The sequence below is a fragment of the Arthrobacter sp. 05T45 genome (assembly GCF_056395875.1).
This window is the reverse complement of the sequence record NZ_JBFTKI010000014.1, coordinates 76,670-98,608: the sequence shown is the minus strand read 5'-3', so window position 1 is coordinate 98,608 and position 21,939 is coordinate 76,670. Positions and strand designations below refer to the sequence as shown.

The window sequence follows — 21,939 nt, the reverse complement described above, 5'->3', positions numbered from 1 at the left end:
ACTACTTCCGGTTGGTGGTCGATGAATCGCCGACACTTTGCTGGGTGTTGAAGGGATACGTGTCAGCTGGCTTGGTGCCTCTTACCGTGCCCCTGGCCAGCCGGTGTACGCCTCGGCAAGGTATGCCATGCCGTGCTTGGATGACACCACGGAATTGAGTTCGCCCAACTGCCGTGCCCGGGAAAAGTCGCCCGCATCCGTGGGGGTGTGCAGCATGGTGGTCATCCAGTAGGAGAACTGCTGGGCCTTCCACACTCGCTCAAGGGCGCGGTCGCTGTAGCTGTCCAGCGAGGCCGTTGAGCCGTTGCTGTAGAAGGATTCCAGCCCCTCAAAGAGCACTTTTACGTCCTGGATGGCCAGGTTCAGGCCCTTGGCGCCGGTGGGCGGGACTGTGTGGGCGGCATCGCCGGCCAGGAACAGGTTGCCGTGCCGCATGGGGGTGTGCACAAAGCTCCGGAACGGCAGGACCATCTTGTCGATGACCGGGCCCTCCTTCAGCTCGAAGCCGTTTCCGTTGACCCGGCTGCGGAACTCGGCCCAGATCCGGTCGTCGTCCCACTCGGCCACGTTTTCCTTGGGATCGCACTGGAAGTACATCCGCTGGACGGTTTCGGTGCGCTGGCTGATGAGGGCGAACCCGTTGTCCGAGCTGGCATAGATCAGCTCATCAGAGCTGCGCTGGGCTTCGGCCAGGATCCCAAACCAGGCGAAGGGGTATTCGTGGAAGTACTGCGTCCGCGAGGCCTCCGGCACCTGCCGCCGGCAGTAGCTGCGTGAACCGTCCGCGCCCACCAGGAACTCGGCCTGGATCTCGAACTCCACGCCCTCGGCGTCGGTGAACCAGACCCTCGGTTTGCCCTCAAGGTCGTTGACGGTGGTGTCCGTAACGCTGTAGCGGACGTCCCCGCCATCGGCCTTACGCCGTGCTGCGAGATCCAGGAAGACGTCCGTCTGCGGGTACAGCCAGACGGACTCCCCCACCAGTTCTTTGAAGTCGATGCGGTGGCTTTCCCCGTGGAACCGCAGCTCGATGCCGTCGTGACGGTCGCCCTCGCGCAGCACCCGCTCCGAGACGCCGCTGTCCACAAGGAGGTTGACGGTGCCGTGTTCCAGGATTCCCGCGCGGACCGTTTCGGAAATCTGCTTGTGGCTGCGGATCTCGATCACGGTCGATTCGATGCCAGCCTTGGCCAGCAGGTGGGAGAGCATCAGGCCGGCGGGGCCGGCTCCCATGATGGCCACCTGGGTGGTGATGATTTTGCGTGCTGCCACGGTTTGTCTCGCTTTAATGTAGGCCCCGCAGGGGCGGTGGATGACTTTGCTGTTAGTGGTGCGACATCGAACGGCCGCTACGCTTTTCCGTTCATTGGCGATGCTGCTGTCGTGTTTCCGTAAGTTGCCTGCTAATACCCCTGGCCGCCATTTGGAGGACGGGACCAGCGCTTGGCGCACTTTTCACGCAGTGGCACGGCCACGCCGAGCGCTGCGACACCCCGCCGTCGATCGTTCATAGCGATCTTGTACAGTGCGTAGCAGAAGAAATGCACAGGTGTTAGCCCGTTCGAGTCCAGTTCCCATGGTTTCCCGGATGGAGAGAACCGAGACGAACATAAGCGCGGAACCCTGGAGAACCAGGCGGGAACGGAAACGGCGGTTAGACCACCGACTGCGATGAGCACAGGCAGGCCCAGACGCTTTGTCTGGGCCTGCCTGCATTCAGTCGCCGCTCAGCGCCACCAATGACCCGATTCTGGTGGTTGTGAGTCGGGTCAGCGGCCTGGGCCGACCGCGCTACGGTTGGTAGCAAAGTCTTTAACCGCAGCGCCCGTCATGATGTCGTTGTCCTTAGTCTCACGTGTGAGGAAAACGGCCACCACGCTGATCGCGCACATGCCCATCATGAACCAGATGACGGGACCGATGTCCTTGCCGGATGCAGCGTAAAGCGAAGCAAGGATAACAGGGGTGAATCCGGCGCCAATCAAACTGGCCAGCTGGTAACTGAGCGAGATGCCGGTGTACCGCGACCGGGGAGGATACTGCTCGGCAAGAAATGCCGCCATCGGACCATAGATCATCGAGTAGAGGACCTTTAGTGTCACGAAGGCGATAAAGACCAGCGCGATAGTTCCGGACCCAATTGCCGCGAAGAGTGGATAGGTCAACAGCGCGACTGCAATGCCACCTGCCATCATGAGCCAGCGGCGGCCCAACGTATCCGACAGTTTGCCGAAGACCAGGACCCCTGCAGAAGAGAAAAGCCCGCTGATGGACAAGCCGAACAGAACGCTGGAGCTGCTGGCACCGCCTGCGACAGCATAGGTTGGTCCGAAGGTGCTGATCATGGCGGACATGCTGAACAACGAAATGCAACTCAAGGTGGTCAGGATGAGGATTTTGGGATGCCGAAGTACTTCCATAAGAGGAGCGGATTCCTTCTTCTTTGCCTCTTGCGCAGCCATGGCGGCTTCGAAGACAGGGCTCTCGGAAACCTTGGAGCGGATGATCAGGCCGATCACCAGCAAGGCCGCGGAAGCAAGGAAAGGCAGGCGCCATCCCCAGGCAAGGAAAGCATCGTGGGGCAGCAGTGCAACAACACCCATGGCACCGGTTCCAAGGAAAGTACCAAACGAGCTGCCGGCGGTAGCGAACGACGCCGCAAAGCCGCGTTTTTTCGCCTTGGCATGCTCCAGGGACATCAAGGCAGCGCCGCCCCATTCGCCGCCCACACAGATTCCTTGAATTACGCGCAGCGTAACGAGTATTACGGCGCCCCACGATCCAATGGCATTAGCCGGGGGAATCAGGCCCATCAGGAATGAGCCGACGCCCATGCCGGTCATAGAGAGGACGAGCATTTTCTTGCGCCCGAGCCGGTCACCGAAGTGGCCGAAGATCAGGCCTCCCACCGGACGGGCAACGTAACCGGCCGCGAAGGTTGCCAAGGAGGCAATTGTGCCGGCCAAGGGGTCCAGGTTGGAGAAGAACACCGGGCCGAACACCAGCGACGCTGCGGAGGCATAGACGAAAAAGTCGTAGTACTCGATGACACTTCCGAGAAAGCTTGAGCCAACGACACGACGGACTTCCTTATCCTTCTGTTCAGGCGTTAACACGCGCACCTGTTCACTTGTTGTGGACATAACACTCCTTTGTGTGAGGATAAACCCCGTTTGAGTGAAGATTCCCGGGACGGCTGCATCGAAGCAGGGGTGTCCAGCAGTTCAAAGGCTGGAAGAGGAAACCCATCAGAGAGGCTGTCAATGGAGGAACCATTGCTCCAATAATAGTGATCTAAGCCATATAGTCAACACCGGTCTTGGCGACAGGCGCTCCCCCTGGCGAGGACGTGTAGTCAACGGTGCAATCGGCAACCAGTTGGTGCAGTTCCCGCCCCGGCTCGGCCCAGGTCGCTGGCATGAAGGCTCGCCCACCGGCCGAGCGGACTGCTCAGGGTGTTCCGTTCATCGGTATAATGAAGTACTTCCCTATTGAGAGGCGTCCGTGGCCAATTCCACTTCCGGGGAGTCCGTCATCCACCGCGTTGTGCGGATTCTTGCTGCATTTGCGGATGAGGCCCCTGCTCTTCAATTGCGGGAGCTAAGCCGTAAGGTCGACCTGCCCCTATCCACAGTGCATCGCCTCGTAGGCGAACTGGAGATTGAGGGCCTGCTGGTCCGCGACCCTTCCGGACGGCTGCGGCACGGCCACCGGCTCTGGGAGCTGGCCTCGCGCGGCTCCCGGGCCGCGAGCCTTCGCGAGTCCGCCCTGCCGGTCATGGAGGATCTAGCCGCCCACACGGGCCACAACATTTCGCTGGGCGTACTTGAGGGCACGGATGTGCTTTACATCGAGCGTCTCGCCCTCAACGAGTCCGTCGTCAACATCACCAGGATCGCCGGCCGCCTCCCGGTCCATGGCTGTTCGGGCGGCTTGGTCTTCATGGCTTTCGCCCCCGAAGAAGACCAGGAACGGTTCCTGAGCCGGCGCCTGGAGAAACTGACAGATGCCACGGTCACAGATCCGCACGAGCTGCGGAAAGTCTTGGCCATCATCCGCCAGACCGGATATTGCTCCATGGCCGGAATCATTGTGGATGAGTCCAGCGGGATCTCCGTGCCCATCTTCGCGGATGGGGATCAACCCTTGGCCTGCCTCACCGCTATCGTCACCAGGGGCCAGGAAAACGTTCCGGCACTGGTACCCCAGATGCAGATGGCCGCCCGAGCCATTTCCCGTCGCCTTGGCTATAACCCTGCACCCGTGGGCACACTTCGCCGGAGCCTCCCCGCACCGAACTCAACGCCAGCGTAGGCCGCCAGCGAACGTCAGTCGCTGCACAGCAGCCTCTTCCGTTCAACGACTCAACCGTTCGAATCAATGGAACACCACCTCGGTAAGCGCCTGCCACCGTGCCACGATCAGGGAATTGCTCCAGCCATCCCGCTGGACGTCAGACCCACGGAGAGTGAAATAACCAAATGCGCATCCTCAATGCTGAGAACGCCGGCCGCTATGACGTCGTCGTGGTGGGCTCCGGTGCGGGCGCACTCACGGCCGCTGCCACCGCAGCCCATGCAGGCCAGTCCGTAATCGTTTTGGAGAAATCCGAGCTGCTGGGAGGCACTTCCGCAGTGTCCGGAGGCATGCTCTGGGTGGTGGACAACCACTACGCACGCGAAGCCGGCATCAACGATTCAAAGTCCGCCGGCCGTGAGTACGTGGAGGCCGTGGCCCGCGGCCGCGGCCGGTCCGAACTGCTCGACGCGGCCCTGGACCACGGCGACACAATGCTCCGCTTCGCGGCGGACGAACTCGGAGTGCGATTCATCTTCCTCGACAACTTTCCAGACTACCGACAGGATCTGCCCGGTGCCATTAAGGGCGGCAGAACGGTGGAGCCCGAGCTGTTCAACTGCAACGAGGCCCTCGGCCCGATGGCCGAGCACGTCCGCACGGACGGCCGGCTTCCCTACACCATGCAGGAATACGAGGACTGGGGCGCCTTCACCGCTTTCCCGTGGGACGAACTGAATGAGCGTCAGGCCAACGGGTTTGCAGCCAAGGGCCACTCCCTTGTAGCCATGCTCATCAGCGCATGCCTCAAAAATGGTGTTCATTTCGCTGTCGGGGCCCGCGCTAAAAGGCTCCTGACCCGCGAGAGTGGTGTGACCGGCGTCGTACTCAGTGACGGTACCGAGTTCGAAGCGAGCGCAGGCGTGGTGCTGGCCGCGGGCGGTTTTGAGTGGGACCGGCAGCTGGCAGACTCGATGCTCGCCACCCGCGTCTACACCATGTGCTCACCGCCCTCAAATACGGGTGACGCCCTGAAGATGGCCCAGCGCATCGGCGCCATGACCCGCGGTACTCGCGAAGCCTGGTGGGCGCCTATGTCCCTGACCGGGACAATGCGGGACGGGGAACCTGTCGGTTCGCTGCTGCGGTTCGAGCGCCAGGGGCCCGGCTCCATCATGATCAACCGCCACGGCCAGCGCTTCGCGAATGAGGCACAGAACTACAACGACCTGGCCCGTGTGCTGCACTCCTGGGATTCGGCGAACAACCAGACACTGAACACCCCGGCCCACGTGGTCTTCGACCAGTCCTACCTGGAGCGCTATGGCATCATGGACCACCGCGCCGGCGACCCAACCCCGGCCTGGCTCATCGAAGCACCGACGCTTGCCGACCTCGCTTCCCGGATCGGCGTCCCCACAGAGAACCTCGAAGCCACTGTGGAGCGGTTCAACGCCAACGCCCTTCAGGGCGAGGACCCGGACTTCGGCCGCGGGTCTTCAGAGTACGACCGGTATTGGGGGGACGCGGATAACCAGTGGCCCAACCCTTCGCTGGGGCCGCTGCAGTACGGGCCTTACTACGCCCTCGAGGTGGTCAACGGAGCCTTCGGGACCTGCGGAGGTGTGGCTACTGACGGCAACGGCCAGGTCCTCGACGTCGACGGAAACACCATCCCTGGCCTCTTCGCCGCCGGCAACACCACCGAGAGCCCCTACGCCGCCGGATACCCCGGCGCCGGGGCTACCCTGGGCCCGCTGATGACCATGGCCTACCTGGCCGGCCGACGATTGGCCAATCAGCCGGCCCATTACACTGCCGAGTCCGAGTCGGTGCCCGCATGATCCGGCACATCGTCATGTTCCGCTGGAAGGACAGCTTCACCGATGAAATCCGCGCCGGCTGGATCACCGGCCTGGAGTTGCTGGAAGGCAATATCCCCGGTCTGCTTTCACTCGTCCACGGACCTGACGTTTTGAAGACGGACAGATCATGGGACCACGTCATCGTTGCGGACTTCCAGGACCGCAATGCACTCGCCGTCTACAACACCCACCCCCTTCACGAGGCCATCAAGCCCTACTCACTGCCGAACGTGCAGGACCTCGCCTATGTGGATCTCGAACTCGACGCTTCAGCAACGCCCCTCACCCCTTCAGGCAGCGCTGCCTTGTCCTCCAAACGCTAGGAAACAGTCATGACTGACACCCCCACTACCCACCGCTGCGACATACTTATCGTCGGTTCCGGCGCGGCCGGCATGGCTACAGCACTGCGGGCTGCGCATGACGGCCTGAATGTCATCGTTGCGGAAAAGTCTCCGCATTTCGGCGGCACCACCGCGCTATCCGCCGGATGGGCCTGGGTCCCGGGCAACCGCAAGGGCGCTGCGGCCACGGGCGACACCCGGGCCGAAGCCGAAAAGTACTTGAGGGCCCTGGCGCCGGAGACTTACAACAAGGACGGCATCGACGGGTTCCTGGACACCGTTCCGGAAGCCATTGATTTCTTCGAGAACCACACCAAAGTGACCTTCAGCTATCCCGAGAAGGCGCCGGACTATCAGATGGACCTGCCGGGCGCCAAACTCGGCGGCCGCGCCATCCTGCCCACCGATGCCGACATCCGCATGCTGGGCAACCGCCGCAAGGAGCTGCAGCCGTACCTTAGCTCTTACACCGTTTTCGGCTACATGCCGCAGGTGGGCCCGGACCTGAGCACGATCCTGAAGGCCAATCAGTCCGTAAAGGCCTTTACCTACACGGCCGGCAAACTGCTGAGGACCTGGGCGGACACTGCGCTGTTCCAGCAGCCCCTCAGGCGCACTAACGGCTCGGCCCTGATGACCCGCATGGTCGCTTCCGCACTGGACGCGGGCGTGCGCGTGTGGACCTCCACTCCCGCGGAGGAGTTGGTAATTGACGACGGCGGCGTGGTCACCGGTGCGGTCCTTTCCGGCGAACACGCAGGCCGGGTGGAGGCAAGGCTGGGCGTGGTGTTGGCCGGCGGCGGCTTCTCCGGAGACGATGCCCTGCGCAGGCAGTACTTTCCGCATGACCGCAACGGCGGGGAGCACTTCACCCCGACCCAGGGCCATGACGGCTCCTCGGCACGGATGGCCATGAAGGTCGGCGGCAGGATCAACGCCGAGGTCTCCTCGGTAGGCTCATGGGCGCCCGTCACGGTCTTCAAGTACCTGCGCACCGGTGCAGAGCGCCTCTTCCCGCACCTGCGCCAGATCGGGCTGCCGGGCATGATCACGGTGGACCGCAACGGCAAGCGATTCGGGAACGAAGCTCTCAGCTACCACGACTTTGGTGGACAGATGCTGGCGCACATGAAGGACGAGGACTCTGTCTACGCGTGGATTGTGGGCGACAGGAAGCTCATGGACAAGTACGGCATTGGCTATGCCAAGCCTTGGCCAATCCCCCGGGCCTTGTTCTACAAGATGGGTTACCTGGTTAAGGGCAACACACTGGAAAAGCTGGCCCGGAAAATCGGCGTTGACGCGGCCGGGCTGACGGCCACCATTGAGCGCTTCAACCGGGACGCCGCCGCCGGCGAGGATAGCGAGTTCGGCCGTGGCTCTACTGCCTACAACCACTTCCGCGGCGACATGGATCATAAGCCTAATCCGAACCTGGCACCCTTGGACAAAGGTCCGTACTTCGCCGCAAAAGTGCGCATGGGCGATCTGGGGACCTTCGCCGGAATCGACGTTGACTCACGCCACGCGGTGATCCGGCCCGACGGATCCCGCATCCCCGGGCTGTTCTCGGTGGGCGCCGCTGCAGTCTCCGTGTTCGGCGGCGGCTACCCAGGATACGGCTCCCATATCGGCCCGGCCCTGGTGTTTGGCTACCGCATGGGACGGGACATCGCTGCGCTGGCAGCGGAGTCCGGCCACGCCGGAGCAACGGAGCGTGCCGCAGCTATCGGCAAGTAGTTCTGAAAACAGATGCTCCGGAGCCCATGCAGAGGCTCCGGAGCATCAGTCATTTTCAGCTGTGGAGGGTAACGGCAAAGATGCGCTCTTGCAGTGCCTTGAAGTGTTCAGCCAAGACCTTTGTGGCAGCTTCAGAATCGCGGTCCCGGATTGCCTGGACCAAGCGGGCACGGAGTTCGTGAGTTTCCATTCCCGCGGCCGGTCCGGACTTCAGGTGGAACTGCCGGGTCATTTCCAGCAACGGCTCGGTCAATACCTCGAGCACGCGGTTATGGGCGAAAGTGGCGAGCTTCCGGTGAAAATCCATGTGCAGAACCAGCCGGCGTTCATAACTCGGTTCGGAACTCTCCGCAAGTTTTGACTGCCGGGCAATTGCAGCCAATTCATCGATCTCTTCGTCCGTCGCGTGGAGGCAGGCCCGCTCGACAGCGTAAGTCTCCAACACCAAACGCACGTCGATGAGATCGGTAGCGTCGTACTGGTTAAGGTTGATGCCATCGCGAATATTCTGCGATAAGGCAGCCGTGTTCGAATCATTGAGGAACGCACCGCCTGTTGCCCCCTTCTTCAAGGTGACCAGGCCGGAGACCTCCAACATGCGAATAGCTTCACGCACGGTGTTCCGACTCACGCCCATTTGCTCCGCCAACAACCGCTCGGCGGGCAGCTTCTGACCTGGCCTGAGTTCGTTGGATTGGATGCGGTCGCGGATCTGCTTCATGATTGCATCCACGGCGCGGCGCGGCTGTACCTGCGCGAACGGCTGAGCTGAGTAATCCACTGTCTACCTTCGTTTCACCGGCGTGGGTGATATCCATACGTTCGAGTATCGTAGCCGCAGCGACCCTTGTCTGGCTCGGGTGCCCGCCTACGTTGATTTGGCATCCGGCTCATGAAACAAAATTCTCTACGGCGTTATCACGTGTGAGACTTCAGTCACCCACGTAATGGATCAACCATACACATACCGAGGGCATCGTGGCTACGGTAGTCGCGGCCGGTCTGCTGAGCCTTCGAGGGGGATCTCCAGGTCCGGGCGTGACGGCGAAATAGCCAGTGTCAGCAAATTCGGGACGGAACTGCAGAAGGACTGCACGTGCAGCTCAGAAGCATGGAAAAGCCAGTCCCGGGCCTGACCCGGGACTGGCTTCCTTTTTGGTGGCCGGCTACGCTAGATCCCCGGCTTGGATGCGGCGGTGGAGCAGATCAAAGTGTTTCGTCAATGCCCGCTTTGCGGCGTGCGGGTCCCGGTCCCTTAGCGCCTGCACGAGTTGACGGCGGGTTCCGTGGGTCTCCAAACCACCGGTGGGGCCAGCATTCTGATGAAAGTGCCGCGTAATTTCCAGGAGCGGTCCCGTCAGCGCCTCAGAAATCCCATTGTGGGCGATCTGAGCGAGCTTCCGGTGAAACAGGATGTGGCGTTCCAGACGATCCTCGAAGTCGAGGTTGTTGGCTTCGGCTTCCTCCGAGGAACTCACGACGTCGGCCAGTTCCTCAATCTCAGCGTCTGTGGAGTGAAGACACGCCTTTTCAGCGACGTAGTTCACTAGGATGAGACGGACATCGATGAGTTCCTTGGCGTCGTACTGCCGCAGCCCCATCCCATCGAGCAGGCCCTGGGCCAGGGCTGCCGAATTCGAGTCGTTGAGGAACGCGCCGCCGGTGGATCCTTTCTTCAGTGTGACGAGCCCGGAGGATTCCAGCATCCGAAGAGCCTCACGAAGGGTGTTCCGGCTCACGCCGAGCTGCTCCGCCAGATCCCGTTCGCTGGGTAGTCTTTCACCCGGATTGAGCTCATTGGACTGGATACGGCTTCGAATCTGTTCGATGATCTCATCCACCGCACGCCTTGGCCTGACGCTGGCGAATGGCTGGAATGCCCCCGTCACGGCTTCAGTCGACCAGAGGCCTGGCGGCGAAAGCAACTTCGTCGGTGTATCTCATTGCCACGATTTCTATCGGTGAATCCAGCGGCGTGTCCACCGGCCCAAGGAACGCAGTGGCCAGACGGGGCCCGTCGTCCAGGTCGACGATCGCAACCTGGTACGGAGTGAACTCACGGAACGCCTCCGGAGCTGCATGGACGGACGTCACTGAGTAGAGTGTGCCGCGCCCGGATAGTTCCACCCACTCGATGTCCCTGCTCCACGTTGCCGGATCGAAGTCCCTCGGCGGAAAAGTGATGGCCCCGTCCGCCCCCAACCGCGTGCTGATGAAACGCCCTTCTGCCAGCGCCTCCCAGAACGGGGTGGTGAAAGGGGTCTTCCGCGGTGGGTAGGGGTGGGGGTGGTTCAGCTGGACGGTGTTGATCATCAGGAAACCCTTTCAAGGATGTGCACAAGAGCTGCGTTGTAGTTGCCAAGTTCAGCGGTGGCCAGGCCGACCGAGGCGTCCTGGACCTGACGGTCGCCCGCCTGGTGCATCAACTGCTCCACGGCTTCCAGGAGGTTATACAGCGGGGTGACGTACGCCGGGTGGCCCCGGGAAGTCAGTCCGCCCGAGGTGGAGATGGGAATGTCACCGCCCAAGGAGGTCCTGCCCTCGGCCGCAAATTTGGCGCCGGCCCCGCGCGGAACGATTCCCAGCGCCTCGCTGACCAGAACCTCGACGATAGTGCAGGGGGCGTACGGCTCCGCGAAGTCAAGATCGGAGGGCTTCAGCCCGGCCTCAGCGAAGGCCTGGCCGCCCGCCTTCTGGGCAGCGTTCAGGGCGATCATGTCGTTGGGTGTTGCTGTGATCTGGTGGGCACCCTCATGGTGGAAGCCTGTGCCGCGGACCAGGACGTAGGGCCGGCCGCTGGCGCGGGCCACATCTTCGTCAGCCAACACCAGGCACACCGCGCCGTCGCTTCGCGGGGGCACTTCATAGAGCCCCAGGGGGTAGACGATAGTCGGCTGGGCCATGACCTCATCCAAGGTAATGGGCTTGCGGTACTGGGCCAACGGATTCAGGCTGGCGTGGTGGCGGTTCTTCACGGCCACGGTGGCCACATCCTCGCGGGTGGCCCCAAACTCATGCATGTAGCGCATCATGTCCATGGCGTACCACGCGATGGGCGTGATACCGAAGGGTGCCTGGAAATCAACATCCCCGACGGCGCGCATGGAGCTCATCATGTGCTCACCCGAAGAGATTGCGGTCTCGTAGTTTACGCCCAGGGCAAGGGCCACCTTGGCCCGTCCCGAGCGGATGTTGTCGGCAGCATGCTCAAAGGCGAGGCCCCCGGTCATTCCGTTGCCGAGAACCTCAGCCACGAATCCGTCACAGGGCAACTGCAAATAGCTGGCCATAAACGTCCCGAAGTACTTTTGCTGGGTATACGGACGAGGCTGCGCGAAGCTCAGGCCCCCAATATCCGACTTGTCCACCTGGGCCATCTCGACGGCCCGGAGCACAACGTCCGCGAGGACTTCGTGCTCAAGTGAGCCCGCGTCCCCGGTCCGTGGCTGCAACCGGCCTACCGGTGTTGCTGCATATCCAATGACTGCCACTCTGCCCATTCTGTGCTCCTGATGATTCCTGGCCGCTGGTTCCGCGGCCTTGCGGAAAGCTCTCTTGACGTATCTTGAGACTAGCGCCACAATTGCAATGGTTCAACCGTTGATATTTAGGAGAGAACATGATTCAGCAGCGGCCCCTGTATGGGCGCGACGATCTGCGCCGGCTTATCGAGCCGAGAAGCATTGCCGTGGTGGGCGCTTCGCCCACCGAGGGCAGCTTCGGGCGCCGGACGCTCGAGAACCTCGCCAACTTCACGGGGACCGTTTACGGCATCCACCCGAAGCATGACGAGATCCTTGGCCGGCCCACCTTTGCCAACCTGGCCGATCTCCCCGAGGTCCCCGACTGTGTCATCGTTTGCGTGGGACAGCACCTGGCCGAACCGGTCATCCAGGAAGCAGCCCGCCTGGGCATCGGCGGGGCCGTGGTTTATGCCTCCGGTTACCGTGAAACCGGGGATCTGGACGGCGAAGCAGCGCAGCTTCGCCTGCTGGTTACTGCCCGGCAAGGCGGCCTGCGGCTCGCCGGCCCTAACTGCATCGGCCTCGTGAATGCCCAGAGCAAGGCCGCCATGAACTTCATGACCGACTGCGGGCAGATGATCTCCGGTGACGCGGGCAGCATCTCCCTCGTCTCACAAAGCGGCGCTCTCGGGTACTCACTTCTTCAGGGCGTGCATCGTGGCATGGGCTTCAGCAAGTTCCTCGCCTGCGGCAACTCAGTGGATGTAGACGTTGCCGACTACGTGTCCTACCTTGCGGAAGACCCGGACACCTCAGTCATCGTGTGCCTGTTGGAGGGTATCTCCGACGGCCGGCGGTTCATAGAGGCCATCCTGAAGGCCGGTCGGGCCGGAAAACCTGTCATCGTCTACAAGGCCGCCAACGGTGAGGCCAGCAGCAAGGCCGCACTGTCCCACACCGGGACGCTCGCCGGTTCCGCCGAGGCCTACCGCTCAGCCTTCCGCCGGGCCGGCGCGGTCCTGGTGGAGGACTTCGAAGCTCTTCTGGAAGTCGCGACGTTCTTCTCCCGCAATCCCCAGGGCCCCAACGGGGCAGGCGTGGGGATCATGGCAACGTCGGGCGGGGCAGGCGTGATCTGCGCCGATAAGGCTGAAGAAAACGGTTTGCCGCTGCCGGCACTGGATGACGCCACGGCCGCCGTCCTCCGAGACATTGTTCCAGGCTTCGGTTCCATGGCCAATCCGGCGGACCTTACTGCCGAAGTACTCAAGGACATCTCCACGTTCAAGACAGCAGTGATGTCCTTCTGTGACGATCCAGGCTACGGGGCCGTAGTGGTGCCGCTGACGTTTGTCCACGAGACAACCACTGGCGTGCGAGCCCCTTACCTCGCGGAGGTTGCAAGCGAAACCAACACCGCACTGGCCGCCGTTTGGATGAACGAATGGCTGGAAGGACCGGGCAGCCGCGATCTCGACAGCGATGCCTCCGTCACCGTGTTCCGGTCCCCCGCCCGGTGCATGTGGACGATCCGACGATGGATGGACTGGCACGCCCGCACCGATTGGTCTCCGTTGTCGGACTCCACCGCCGATGCCGCAGTCGGAAATCCCGCCTCCAGATTGCTGGGCGCCGCAACCTCCGGCGCGACAGCGTTGACGGAGACTGCCGCAAAGGAGATCGTGGCCCGTTACGGCATCAAGGTCCCGGCAGAACAGGTAATCCAGACGCCGGACGAGGCAGTGGCCGCTGCGGACGCCATGGGATACCCGGTGGTGCTCAAGGTCGTGTCCCCGGACATTTTGCACAAATCCGAGGTAGGGGGCGTACGCGTCGGCCTCACCAGCGCCGACGAGGTCCGCGAGGCGTTGACTACCATGTCTTCCCGCATGCTCTCGGAGGCCGCACACGCCCAAATCGTCGGCTACAGCGTGCAGCAGTTGGCCGGGGAAGGGCCCGAAATCCTGCTGGGCGCCCGCTTCGACGCCGTATTCGGTCCCCTGGTCCTGCTCGGCAGCGGGGGCACCTGGGTCGAGATCCTCAAGGACGTCAAGGTCTACCTCACGCCGCTCGATCGTCCGACCGCCCTGGCAGCCATTGGGGAGATGACGCTGGTCAAGGTCCTTGAGGGCGCCCGGGGCCAGGCCCCCTACGACATCGACGCCCTTGCCGACACCATCGTCGCTTTCTCACAGCTGGTGCGTGACCTCGATGGCCTCGCGACCGAACTCGAGCTCAACCCCGTACGCATCACCCGGGAGCACGGACCCATGGCCGTCGACGCCCTCATCGTTTTGGCACCTCGGGAGCACGGCAGCACCCCGCAAACGGGCAGTGCCGTGCCGGTCGCCAACCAGGTAGAAGGGGCAGTGGAATGGGCAAATGCGTAGAGGACTTCACCATCGGTGACGTCAACGAGAGCCCGGCCAGAACGGTGACTGAGACGGACATCGTTATGTACTCGTGGATTTCAGGCGATTCCAACCCCATGCATACCGATGCCGAATATGCGGGCCGCTCCCCCATTGGGCAGAGGATCGCCCACGGCACCCTGGGCATGTCGATCGTGACCGGGCTGAGCGCCCGCATGGGTGACTTCGACGGCACAGCAATCGCCGCGCTGGGCGTGGACGAATGGCAGTTCCTCGCACCGATCTTTATTGGCGACACGGTGCGGCTGCGCACTACCGTGCAGGACGCCAAGATCACCTCGAAACCCGACCGGGGTGTGGTTGTCCGGTTGATGGAACTCGTAAATCAGGACGACACGGTGGTCCAGCGAGGCCTTATGAAGACCATGGCCTACACCAGGGCAGGGATGGCAGAACGAGCGGCATCAGAACCGGAACCCGCCGCCAACTGACCGCCCAACAGGGCACGACAACATCGCAGCACACATGACTACCACTGGAGACAAGACAATGAAGTTACTGGTCAACACCACGGGACTCACCGAGGATCAGAAGGCGGTCCGCGAGGCGGTCCTGGAGATCCTGGAAGCAACGCTGCCCAGGGAAGAAATCCGCCGTATCGACGACGTCAAAGAATTCCCCCATGCCGCCTACAACGCACTGGCAGAAAGCGGCTTCCTGGGCCTGTTCTTTGACGAGGAGTACGGAGGCGCAAGCGCCAGCTACAAGGACATCACCAACTTTATGGAGACCCTTGGATACCACTACGCCGGCATCGGGCAAGCGGTGATGATCACGTCGATCTACGCAGGCGGCCACGTGGCGAAGTTCGGCTCCGAGGAGCTTAAGCACCGGATTATCCCGGGCATTATTAACGGCTCCATCAAGATGTCCATCGCCATGTCCGAACCCGGAACCGGTTCTGATGTAGCCGGCCTCCGGACCAAGGCAGTCAGGCAGGAGGGCGGCTGGGTACTCAACGGCACCAAGGTCTGGATCTCCGGCGCCCACGTGGCCGACTACCTTGTTGTGATTGCCAAGACGGACCCGAACGCTGAACGGCACCAGGGCTTCACGACCTTCCTGGTCGACACCAAGAGTGCCGGTGTGACGATCAACCCGTTGCAAATGCTGGGACGGCGCACCACGCACGCGAACGAAGTTGTGCTGGAGAACGTCTTCGTCCCGGACGCGGACCGCATCGGTGAGGAAGGCAAGACCTGGAAGAACCTCATGAAGGCGCTCGGCCTGGAACGTCTGGGGCTGGCCGCGATCTCGGCAGGAAACTGCTATCGGATCACCGAGGATGCCGGCGACTACGCCCAGCAGCGCATCCAGTTCAACCAGCCAATCTCCAAGTTCCAGGTGATCCAGCACAAACTGGTCGACATGTGGATCATGGCCGAGCAGGCACGCCAGGCAACGTACCGCGTGGCGGAACTGTTGGACGCTGGCGAGTCTGCCATTGAGGAAACCTCAATAGCCAAGATCATTGCCACCGAGAACAACTTCAAGGTCTCCGACATTGGCCTGCAGGTTTACGGCGGCTCCGGCTACGCGATGGAATACGACATGCAGATGTACTTCCGGGATTCACGTGTCGGCCCGATCGGCGGCGGTACCAACGAGATCCAGCGGAACGTCCTCGCCAAGAGGATGGGCCTCTAACCCACGGGGACGGGCCGCAGCCCCGCCCTCGTCCGGGAGGCGTGAGCACTATGACACTTCATGCGCAGCAGTACCACAGCGGGAGCAGGGAAGCCGAGCGATGATACCCACCTCCACGATCACGGCCACCCCGTGGTCCAAGCAACGGCTCGCCAGCTCGCTGTTCCTCGTTCTGGGCATGGACATGTTCATGGTCTCGCCGCTGCTGCCACAGATCAGCGCGGGTTTCGGTGTGAGCATCGGGGAAGCTTCCGTGGTTGCGTGGAGTTTCTCCCTCGTTTACGCACTGCTCAGCCCGGCGGTCGCCTTGATCACCAACCGCTTCACACGGCGATCGGCCATGTGGGTCGGAGCGGCAGTATTCAGTGTCGGTGTGCTGGGGGCAGCACTTATGCCAACGCTTGGGCTGGTGGTTGCCGGGCGGGTACTGGCTGCCGTTGGCGCCTCAATCATGGGTCCGCCGGTGTGGTCCTTCGCTACGGAGACGGCGGCGCCACACCAGGTGGGCAAGGCCGTAGCGGGCGTGGCCTCGACCTTTGCTGCCGGACAAATTGTAGGCGTTCCGCTGGGAGGCTTCGTTGCCTCCTTCGCATCGTGGCGGTGGACCTTCCTGGCTATTTCCGTGCTCGGTGCAGTGCTGGCTGTGCTGATCGGGCTGCGTTTGGGCAAAGAAGTCCGTGTCCCGGAAAAGGTCGGTATCAGGGAGGCGTCCGCGGACTCCTTGAATTTGTGGCGTCGCAGGGAGTTCAACTTTCTATTGACGGCTAATTTCTTTGCGCAGGCCACCCGGTATGCCACCTACACCTTCGCGGGGGCATTGCTCTTCACCCGGTTCGGCCTGGATACCGCCCAGCTCGGTCTTGTGGGTGCGACCGTGGGAGCAGGTTCCCTGCTGGGAGCCACGGTCGGAGGGCGTCTCGTGGACTGGGTTCGCGCCCGGCATGGCTCGCAACAGCTGCTGAACCTTTCCTTCGCCGCAGTGATGACCGGCTTCGTCATCCTGGCCACCGCCTCGGGTCACCTCTGGTTCTCCCTGGCAGGCTGGGCGTTTACGTTTGCGGCAGGATCGGCCTTCGTCAGTAACAGCCAAGAGATGCTGACCAACTCGGCCGGCAAGAACCGCGCCTACGCGCTGTCATGGAACAACTCCGCCCTCTATGCCGGGACCGCGCTGGGCACGTTTGCATTGGGGCTTGTCCCGTTGGGTACGACGCCGTTCATCTTGATGTCCTGCGGTTTCGGCGTACTGACCGTAGCTGCCAGCGCCCTCCTGTGGCGGCTGACAACTGGTCCTAGAGCGCCTGAGCCATTACTCAGCCCCCCGTCCCCTCAGCAATGACAGCCTCGGGACGTAGTCAATTGAATGCGTTATTAGAAGGAGAAGTGAAGTGAAGATAGTCGTATTGGCTAAGCAGGTTCCGGATACCTGGTCGGACCGCAAGATCGATTTGGAGTCGGGACTGTTGGACCGGGCCGCGTCAGATCCGGTGCCCGATGAGATCAACGAGCGCGCCTTGGAAAATGCACTGCTGGTCAAGGATTCCACCAACGACGCGGAAGTAGTTGCTTTGACCATGGGCCCGGAGGACGCCAATAAGGCGCTCCGGAAGCTTTTATCGATGGGCGCGGATTCGGCAGTGCTAGTCAAAGACCCGGCCCTGACGGGTTCGGACATGGTCCAGACGTCCCGGGTGCTGGCAGCCGCGATTGACAAGATCGGAAACGTCGACGTGGTGCTGGCCGGCAATGAGGCCACCGATGGGCGCGGCGGGATGGTCCCTGCCATGATTGCCGAGATTCTGGGCTGGCCAGTGCTGCCGGGATTGGATGAACTTGCGATCACTGCAAACGAAGTATCGGGACGGGCTCAGGTTGATGGAGGCACACTCAGGTTGTCCTCGGCGTGCCCGGCGGTGATTTCCGTGACGGAGAAAACCGCGGAGGCCAGGTTTCCCAACTTCAAAGGCATCATGGCCGCCAAGAAGAAGCCGCTGGAGACGTGGTCACTAGCGGATCTGGGAATCCAGGCCGGGCCGGACACGGCCTCCGTGCGTTCCGTCATGGTCTCGGCCACAGCGCGCCCGCCCAAGCAGGCCGGCCCGAAAATTACAGACGACGGCACTGCAGCAGCGCAGTTGGCCGACTTCCTGATCTCCAACCACCTGGTCTGACCGGGCACCCCATCCCCGTCCTGTCTTTAGTCGAATCCGGGCGGCCCCTGAACAGCCCCCGCAGCCTCCAGCATTCTTAACCGGTGCTGGCCAAGAGGTAAAGGAACCCATCATGGCAACTATTGGAAATGTACTCGTGTTGATTGAGACCACCGGCGGCGGTTCGCCGAAGTCGACGGCGGCATCCCTGCTCGGGGCGGCTGCCGGCATCGGCACCCCCGTGGCTGTCGTCGTCGCCGCGCCCGGAACTGGAGAAGACTTGCCTGCACAATTGGGCGCATTGGGCGCCGCCCACGTATACGTGGCCGAAGCCGACCCTGCTGCCGCAGGGCTGGGCACAGCGCAAGTCGGCGCCTTGGCTGACGCCATCCAGGCCTACTCCGCACGACTGGTGCTGGTACCGGGAACAAACGACTCCAAGGCGGTGGCCGGCAGGTTGGCCATAGTCGCTAACGGGTCGGTGTCCGCAGACGTGGTCGGGGTGCGCTACGACGAGGACGACCAGGAGGTCATCGCCTCACACGCGGTCTTCGGTGGCGACTACACCACCGAGTCCACCGTGGAAGGCGGGCTGATGATCGTGTCCGTGCGTCCAGGCTCGGTCGAAGCCCGTGCGCAGGCCATTGAGGCCCCGCAGGTCGCCACCGCGGCTGTCGTCACCCAAGCGGCTCGGGGAGCGAACATCGTCGAGCTCACGGATATCCCGGCCGAAAGCGGGCGTCCGGTGCTGCGTGGGGCCAAAGCCGTGGTTTCCGGCGGCCGGGGTGTTGGTTCCAAAGACGCATTCTCCCTCGTGGAAGAGCTCGCCGACGCCCTGGGTGCCGCAGTGGGTGCCTCCCGGGCAGCAGTGGACGCCGGCTACGTGCCGCAGTCCTATCAGGTCGGCCAGACCGGGGTAACCGTGACACCCCAACTGTATGTAGCCCTCGGAATCTCCGGGGCGATCCAGCACCGCGCCGGGATGCAGACCGCCAAGACAATCGTGGCGATCAACAGTGACGAGGACGCCCCAATGTTTGACATCGCCGACTTCGGGATAGTCGGGGACATTTTCGCCGTCGTCCCGCAGCTCATCAAGGAAATCAATAACCGCCGCAATTGACAGGCGCCCGGACGCAGCCGCGACGTATGCCATCCCCCGAACCTAGGACAGACACTTACAATGACCAGCGATCACATCCCAGGCAGGCCAACGGCCCCGCGCCGCATGGCAGGTTATAAGCCGCTGGACACTCCCCCGGGCGTGCCGGCAAGCGACCCTCGGCCGCCCGCATCAAGCCCCTCGGCAGCAACGCCGTCGGACTCCCAGGCCACGGTGGATGCACCCGTCACAGCGAAGACCGCGGCCAGGGCAGACACGAGTACCAAGCCACCGGCGGCAGCGGCACCCCCCGCACGGAAACGACGCATGGGCAGCACTGCCCCGGCACTCTCCGAGGCCCCGTCCGTCGCGGAGACCCCGGCTGACGCGGCAGCATCAACTCCCACCGCCGTGCAGATGGCCCCGGCGGCAACCCGCAAGGAGGGTTCCCCCAAAACACGTATGGGCAGCGCCCCGGCTTCCACACCGGCCGCAGGCCCGTCAGCCGCCCCGACCCCTGCGGGCGCCGGAGCCGCCACCCGAGCTCAGGGCACGGGGACCCCCGCTGCAGGCGGAACGGTCCAGGCACCGACCGCTCTTCCGAGGTGGGTGAAGCCTGTCGGGATTGTCGCCGGGCTGCTGGTCCTGGCTGCCACAGTCGTATTGGGCGCCCGGTGGCTGCGGACCCTCGAAGGAGTGCAGCAATTTATTGCCACCTACGACGGGCACGGATCGCAGCCGGGGTCAGCCCCTGAGGGCATCCCGTCCTGGTTGGGCTGGCAGCACTTCCTGAACATGTTCTTCATCGTCCTGATTATCCGTACCGGCCTGCAGGTCCGCACCGAGCGCAAACCCCCAGGCTATTGGACGCCGAAGAAGAACTCCTTCTTCGCTCCGAAGGGCAACAGCCCGAAGAAGGTCTCCCTCACCCAATGGCTACACCAGTGCCTGGACGTACTCTGGGTTGTCAACGGCCTGGTGTTCGTGGTGCTGTTGTTCGCCACCGGACAGTGGATGCGGATTGTGCCTACGCACTGGGACGCTATCCCCAACATGCTCTCCGCAGCCGTCCAATATGCCTCCCTCGACTGGCCCTCCGAGAACGGGTGGGTGCATTACAACGCCCTGCAGGTCATGGCCTACTTCGTCACCGTGTTCATCGCTGCCCCGCTGGCTGTACTCTCCGGAATGCGGTTCTCCACGTGGTGGCCGGAGAAGGCCGACCGGCTCAACAAGGCCTACCCGGTGGAGTGGGCCCGCGCAGTGCACTTCCCGGTGATGCTCTATTTCGTGGGGTTCACCATCGTGCACATCTTCCTGGTGTTCTTCACCGGGGCACTACGGAACCTGAACCACATGTACACCTCCCGGGACGTTGTGGACTGGTGGGGTCTCGTAGTCCTCCTGGCATCGCTGGCCACGGTTACCGGCGCTTGGTTCCTGGCCCAACCTTTGTTCACCACACCCATCGCAACCCGCATGGGCAAAGTCACGAAATAGGCCGAACGCATACTCGCCTGCGGCCGTCCAGCCACTACTTCTTATCTGAGGACCGTTATGACTACGCGAAGAGGAACTCTCGCTATCCGCTCGGGTGAACACTGCCCCGAGACGGGCTGGTGGCAACCCCTGCAGTCCGAAGACTGGGACCGACCCGCGCCTTCCCGGTTTATGGGCCAAGGATTCGTCATGCCCAACGTAGACGGCGCCTCAACCGTGTGGGTGCAAAGCGGCAATGCTCGCTTGCAGACCGACTATTAGCCTGCTGACTCTCCTGTCCTGTTCACGTGAGCAACTTCCCCGAGGAAAGCTCCATGAATTGGATCTACCCGCCATTCTGCGTAGTTCTGCTGAATCGACCGCCCAACCAACCGAAGGTGTGACCCCGTGTCAATGACCGCTTCCGGCCAACAACCACCGCACGGCCCGGCGACTAAGGCTCGCACGGACGCTGAACCACCCACAGACGTGCCCCAACTGCCGGTCAAACGCCCGACCATAACGGGCCCTGTGGAGAAAATGATGAGGGTACGCCTGCTCACGGACTGTCCCGACGGGCTTCTTGGCATTCGTAAGGGTGTCATGGACACCGGCCACTGGGTCCTCGATATGGACGGGCGCCCGACAGGCGCCGCCGCCGCCGTCATCTTGGACAACACCCTTTCCGCCGCCCTCCGCACCAGCGTGGATGGGCTCAACTGGGTGGTCACCACCGAACTGCACCTTAACTTCATGCGCCCGCTGCCCGCCGACGGAACCGTCCTCGAAGCCTGGACCCGGGCGCTGGTGGGCGATGAGGCCGGCGGAATGGCCACAGGAACACTCCAAGGTCCGGACGGGACCGAATATGTCCAGGGCACCGGCTGGTTCCAACGCGCAGAGGGAAACACCTCAGAAGGGCTGGACCGTTTCGAGGCCCTAGCGAAGCAACCGCTCGGCGAGGAGGAAGGGGCCTCTTTGGGTGCCTTGCTCGCCGCTGGTCCCGCAACCCCGGTCCTGCCGGGTGGTCGCCCCGACTTCGCCCAAAGCTTCGTTCCCGGACTCGGGTTTGCCCGCAAAGACCTCCTCCGCAACTCCCAAGGGGCCCTCCACGGCGGCGCATTGATGATGATGGCCGCCTTGGCCGCCCAACAAGCCATGCCCGACAGAACCGGCTACGACCTGCAGTCGCTCGGGGCTGCCTACCTGCGACCGGCATTCGGTGAAATCGCCACCCGAACACATGTGTGCTATGCCGGTTCGTCACTGCGGGTCGTCGACGTCGAACTGTTCAGCGCCGAACCAGGCAGCACCGGCAAAGCCTTCGTTCAGGCCACCGCCTTATTCCGTCAAGCCCAATAGAGCTCGCGCGCCCGGCTTACTAAGCAAAGGTTCATGGTTTCCAGCAGGCCTGGCATCG

The 21,939-nt window shown here is 62.8% G+C and carries 18 protein-coding genes; 12 read left to right on the top strand and 6 right to left on the bottom strand.

From position 1 onward, the window contains the following. Window positions 1–81: 81 nt before the first annotated feature. Both AC1DGD_RS14210 and AC1DGD_RS14205 read right to left on the bottom strand, forming a co-directional pair. Window positions 82–1,272 carry a 4-hydroxybenzoate 3-monooxygenase gene (locus AC1DGD_RS14210; RefSeq protein ID WP_476857205.1) on the bottom strand — a complete coding sequence of 397 codons (1,191 nt, stop codon included), beginning with the start codon at window positions 1,270–1,272 and terminating at the stop codon, window positions 82–84. A 497-nt stretch (window positions 1,273–1,769) separates the two neighbouring features. Further along, on the bottom strand, window positions 1,770–3,143 hold the full coding sequence (locus AC1DGD_RS14205; RefSeq protein ID WP_476857204.1) for an MFS transporter: 1,374 nt from the start codon (window positions 3,141–3,143) through the stop codon (window positions 1,770–1,772). Between the two features lie 361 nt (window positions 3,144–3,504). Here AC1DGD_RS14205 and AC1DGD_RS14200 point away from each other — a divergent pair, with 361 nt between their 5' ends. From AC1DGD_RS14200 to chcC2, 4 genes are all read left to right on the top strand, one after another. Beyond that, complete coding sequence (locus AC1DGD_RS14200; protein WP_476857203.1) at window positions 3,505–4,314, top strand: IclR family transcriptional regulator; 810 nt, start codon at window positions 3,505–3,507, stop codon at window positions 4,312–4,314. A gap of 167 nt (window positions 4,315–4,481) precedes the next feature. Continuing rightward, window positions 4,482–6,140 carry a 4-oxocyclohexanecarboxylate 2-dehydrogenase gene (gene chcC1 / locus AC1DGD_RS14195; protein WP_476857202.1) on the top strand — a complete coding sequence of 553 codons (1,659 nt, stop codon included), beginning with the start codon at window positions 4,482–4,484 and terminating at the stop codon, window positions 6,138–6,140. Beyond that, the gene (locus AC1DGD_RS14190; protein WP_476857201.1) at window positions 6,137–6,484 is read left to right on the top strand and encodes a Dabb family protein; all 348 of its coding nucleotides are present in this window, start codon (window positions 6,137–6,139) and stop codon (window positions 6,482–6,484) included. Before chcC1 ends, AC1DGD_RS14190 begins: the two co-directional genes overlap by 4 nt. Before the next feature lie 9 nt (window positions 6,485–6,493). Beyond that, window positions 6,494–8,245: a 4-oxocyclohex-2-ene-1-carboxylate 5-dehydrogenase gene (chcC2, locus tag AC1DGD_RS14185; RefSeq protein WP_476857200.1), complete on the top strand. Its 1,752-nt coding sequence runs from the start codon at window positions 6,494–6,496 to the stop codon at window positions 8,243–8,245. Between the two features lie 55 nt (window positions 8,246–8,300). On the opposite strand, the gene AC1DGD_RS14180 is transcribed toward chcC2, so the two are convergent. The 4 genes from AC1DGD_RS14180 to AC1DGD_RS14165 form a co-directional block, all read right to left on the bottom strand. After that, the gene (locus AC1DGD_RS14180) at window positions 8,301–9,026 is read right to left on the bottom strand and encodes a FadR/GntR family transcriptional regulator (protein ID WP_476857199.1); all 726 of its coding nucleotides are present in this window, start codon (window positions 9,024–9,026) and stop codon (window positions 8,301–8,303) included. Window positions 9,027–9,411: 385 nt separating this feature from the next. Continuing rightward, a complete protein-coding gene (locus AC1DGD_RS14175) occupies window positions 9,412–10,086 on the bottom strand; it encodes a FadR/GntR family transcriptional regulator (RefSeq protein WP_476857198.1) in 675 nt (224 codons plus the stop codon). 52 nt (window positions 10,087–10,138) lie between these two features. After that, entirely contained in the window at window positions 10,139–10,558 is a 420-nt protein-coding gene (locus AC1DGD_RS14170) for a Zn-ribbon domain-containing OB-fold protein (protein ID WP_476857197.1), read from the bottom strand. Further along, a complete protein-coding gene (locus tag AC1DGD_RS14165; RefSeq protein WP_476857196.1) occupies window positions 10,558–11,736 on the bottom strand; it encodes a thiolase family protein in 1,179 nt (392 codons plus the stop codon). The genes AC1DGD_RS14170 and AC1DGD_RS14165 overlap by 1 nt, the downstream gene beginning before the upstream one ends. A gap of 128 nt (window positions 11,737–11,864) precedes the next feature. Here AC1DGD_RS14165 and AC1DGD_RS14160 point away from each other — a divergent pair, with 128 nt between their 5' ends. From AC1DGD_RS14160 to AC1DGD_RS14125, 8 genes are all read left to right on the top strand, one after another. Further along, the gene (locus AC1DGD_RS14160) at window positions 11,865–14,099 is read left to right on the top strand and encodes an acetate--CoA ligase family protein (RefSeq protein WP_476857195.1); all 2,235 of its coding nucleotides are present in this window, start codon (window positions 11,865–11,867) and stop codon (window positions 14,097–14,099) included. Next, complete coding sequence (locus AC1DGD_RS14155; protein ID WP_476857194.1) at window positions 14,084–14,572, top strand: MaoC/PaaZ C-terminal domain-containing protein; 489 nt, start codon at window positions 14,084–14,086, stop codon at window positions 14,570–14,572. The genes AC1DGD_RS14160 and AC1DGD_RS14155 overlap by 16 nt, the downstream gene beginning before the upstream one ends. Window positions 14,573–14,606: 34 nt before the next feature. Next, on the top strand, window positions 14,607–15,788 hold the full coding sequence (locus tag AC1DGD_RS14150; RefSeq protein WP_476857193.1) for an acyl-CoA dehydrogenase family protein: 1,182 nt from the start codon (window positions 14,607–14,609) through the stop codon (window positions 15,786–15,788). Window positions 15,789–15,888: 100 nt separating this feature from the next. Further along, entirely contained in the window at window positions 15,889–17,127 is a 1,239-nt protein-coding gene (locus AC1DGD_RS14145; protein ID WP_476857192.1) for an MFS transporter, read from the top strand. 49 nt (window positions 17,128–17,176) lie between these two features. After that, window positions 17,177–17,959, top strand: coding sequence for an electron transfer flavoprotein subunit beta/FixA family protein (locus tag AC1DGD_RS14140; RefSeq protein ID WP_476857191.1), 783 nt, complete (start codon window positions 17,177–17,179; stop codon window positions 17,957–17,959). Window positions 17,960–18,071: 112 nt separating this feature from the next. Continuing rightward, entirely contained in the window at window positions 18,072–19,061 is a 990-nt protein-coding gene (locus tag AC1DGD_RS14135) for an electron transfer flavoprotein subunit alpha/FixB family protein (RefSeq protein WP_476857190.1), read from the top strand. Between the two features lie 306 nt (window positions 19,062–19,367). Next, window positions 19,368–20,540 (top strand): cytochrome b/b6 domain-containing protein, encoded by a 1,173-nt coding sequence (locus AC1DGD_RS14130; protein WP_476857189.1) that lies wholly within the window; start codon window positions 19,368–19,370, stop codon window positions 20,538–20,540. Between the two features lie 519 nt (window positions 20,541–21,059). After that, window positions 21,060–21,881 (top strand): acyl-CoA thioesterase domain-containing protein, encoded by an 822-nt coding sequence (locus AC1DGD_RS14125; RefSeq protein WP_476857188.1) that lies wholly within the window; start codon window positions 21,060–21,062, stop codon window positions 21,879–21,881. Window positions 21,882–21,939 lie beyond the last annotated feature (58 nt).

Coding starts and splice junctions, on each gene's coding strand:
- AC1DGD_RS14190 (WP_476857201.1), top strand. CDS start 6,137: ATGATCCGGCACATCGTCATGTTCCGCTGGAAGGACAGCTTCACCGAT.
- AC1DGD_RS14205 (WP_476857204.1), bottom strand. CDS start 3,143: ATGTCCACAACAAGTGAACAGGTGCGCGTGTTAACGCCTGAACAGAAG.
- AC1DGD_RS14125 (WP_476857188.1), top strand. CDS start 21,060: ATGATGAGGGTACGCCTGCTCACGGACTGTCCCGACGGGCTTCTTGGC.
- chcC1 (WP_476857202.1), top strand. CDS start 4,482: ATGCGCATCCTCAATGCTGAGAACGCCGGCCGCTATGACGTCGTCGTG.
- AC1DGD_RS14150 (WP_476857193.1), top strand. CDS start 14,607: ATGACTACCACTGGAGACAAGACAATGAAGTTACTGGTCAACACCACG.
- AC1DGD_RS14160 (WP_476857195.1), top strand. CDS start 11,865: ATGATTCAGCAGCGGCCCCTGTATGGGCGCGACGATCTGCGCCGGCTT.
- AC1DGD_RS14155 (WP_476857194.1), top strand. CDS start 14,084: ATGGGCAAATGCGTAGAGGACTTCACCATCGGTGACGTCAACGAGAGC.
- AC1DGD_RS14135 (WP_476857190.1), top strand. CDS start 18,072: ATGGCAACTATTGGAAATGTACTCGTGTTGATTGAGACCACCGGCGGC.
- chcC2 (WP_476857200.1), top strand. CDS start 6,494: ATGACTGACACCCCCACTACCCACCGCTGCGACATACTTATCGTCGGT.
- AC1DGD_RS14170 (WP_476857197.1), bottom strand. CDS start 10,558: ATGATCAACACCGTCCAGCTGAACCACCCCCACCCCTACCCACCGCGG.
- AC1DGD_RS14145 (WP_476857192.1), top strand. CDS start 15,889: ATGATACCCACCTCCACGATCACGGCCACCCCGTGGTCCAAGCAACGG.
- AC1DGD_RS14130 (WP_476857189.1), top strand. CDS start 19,368: ATGGGCAGCACTGCCCCGGCACTCTCCGAGGCCCCGTCCGTCGCGGAG.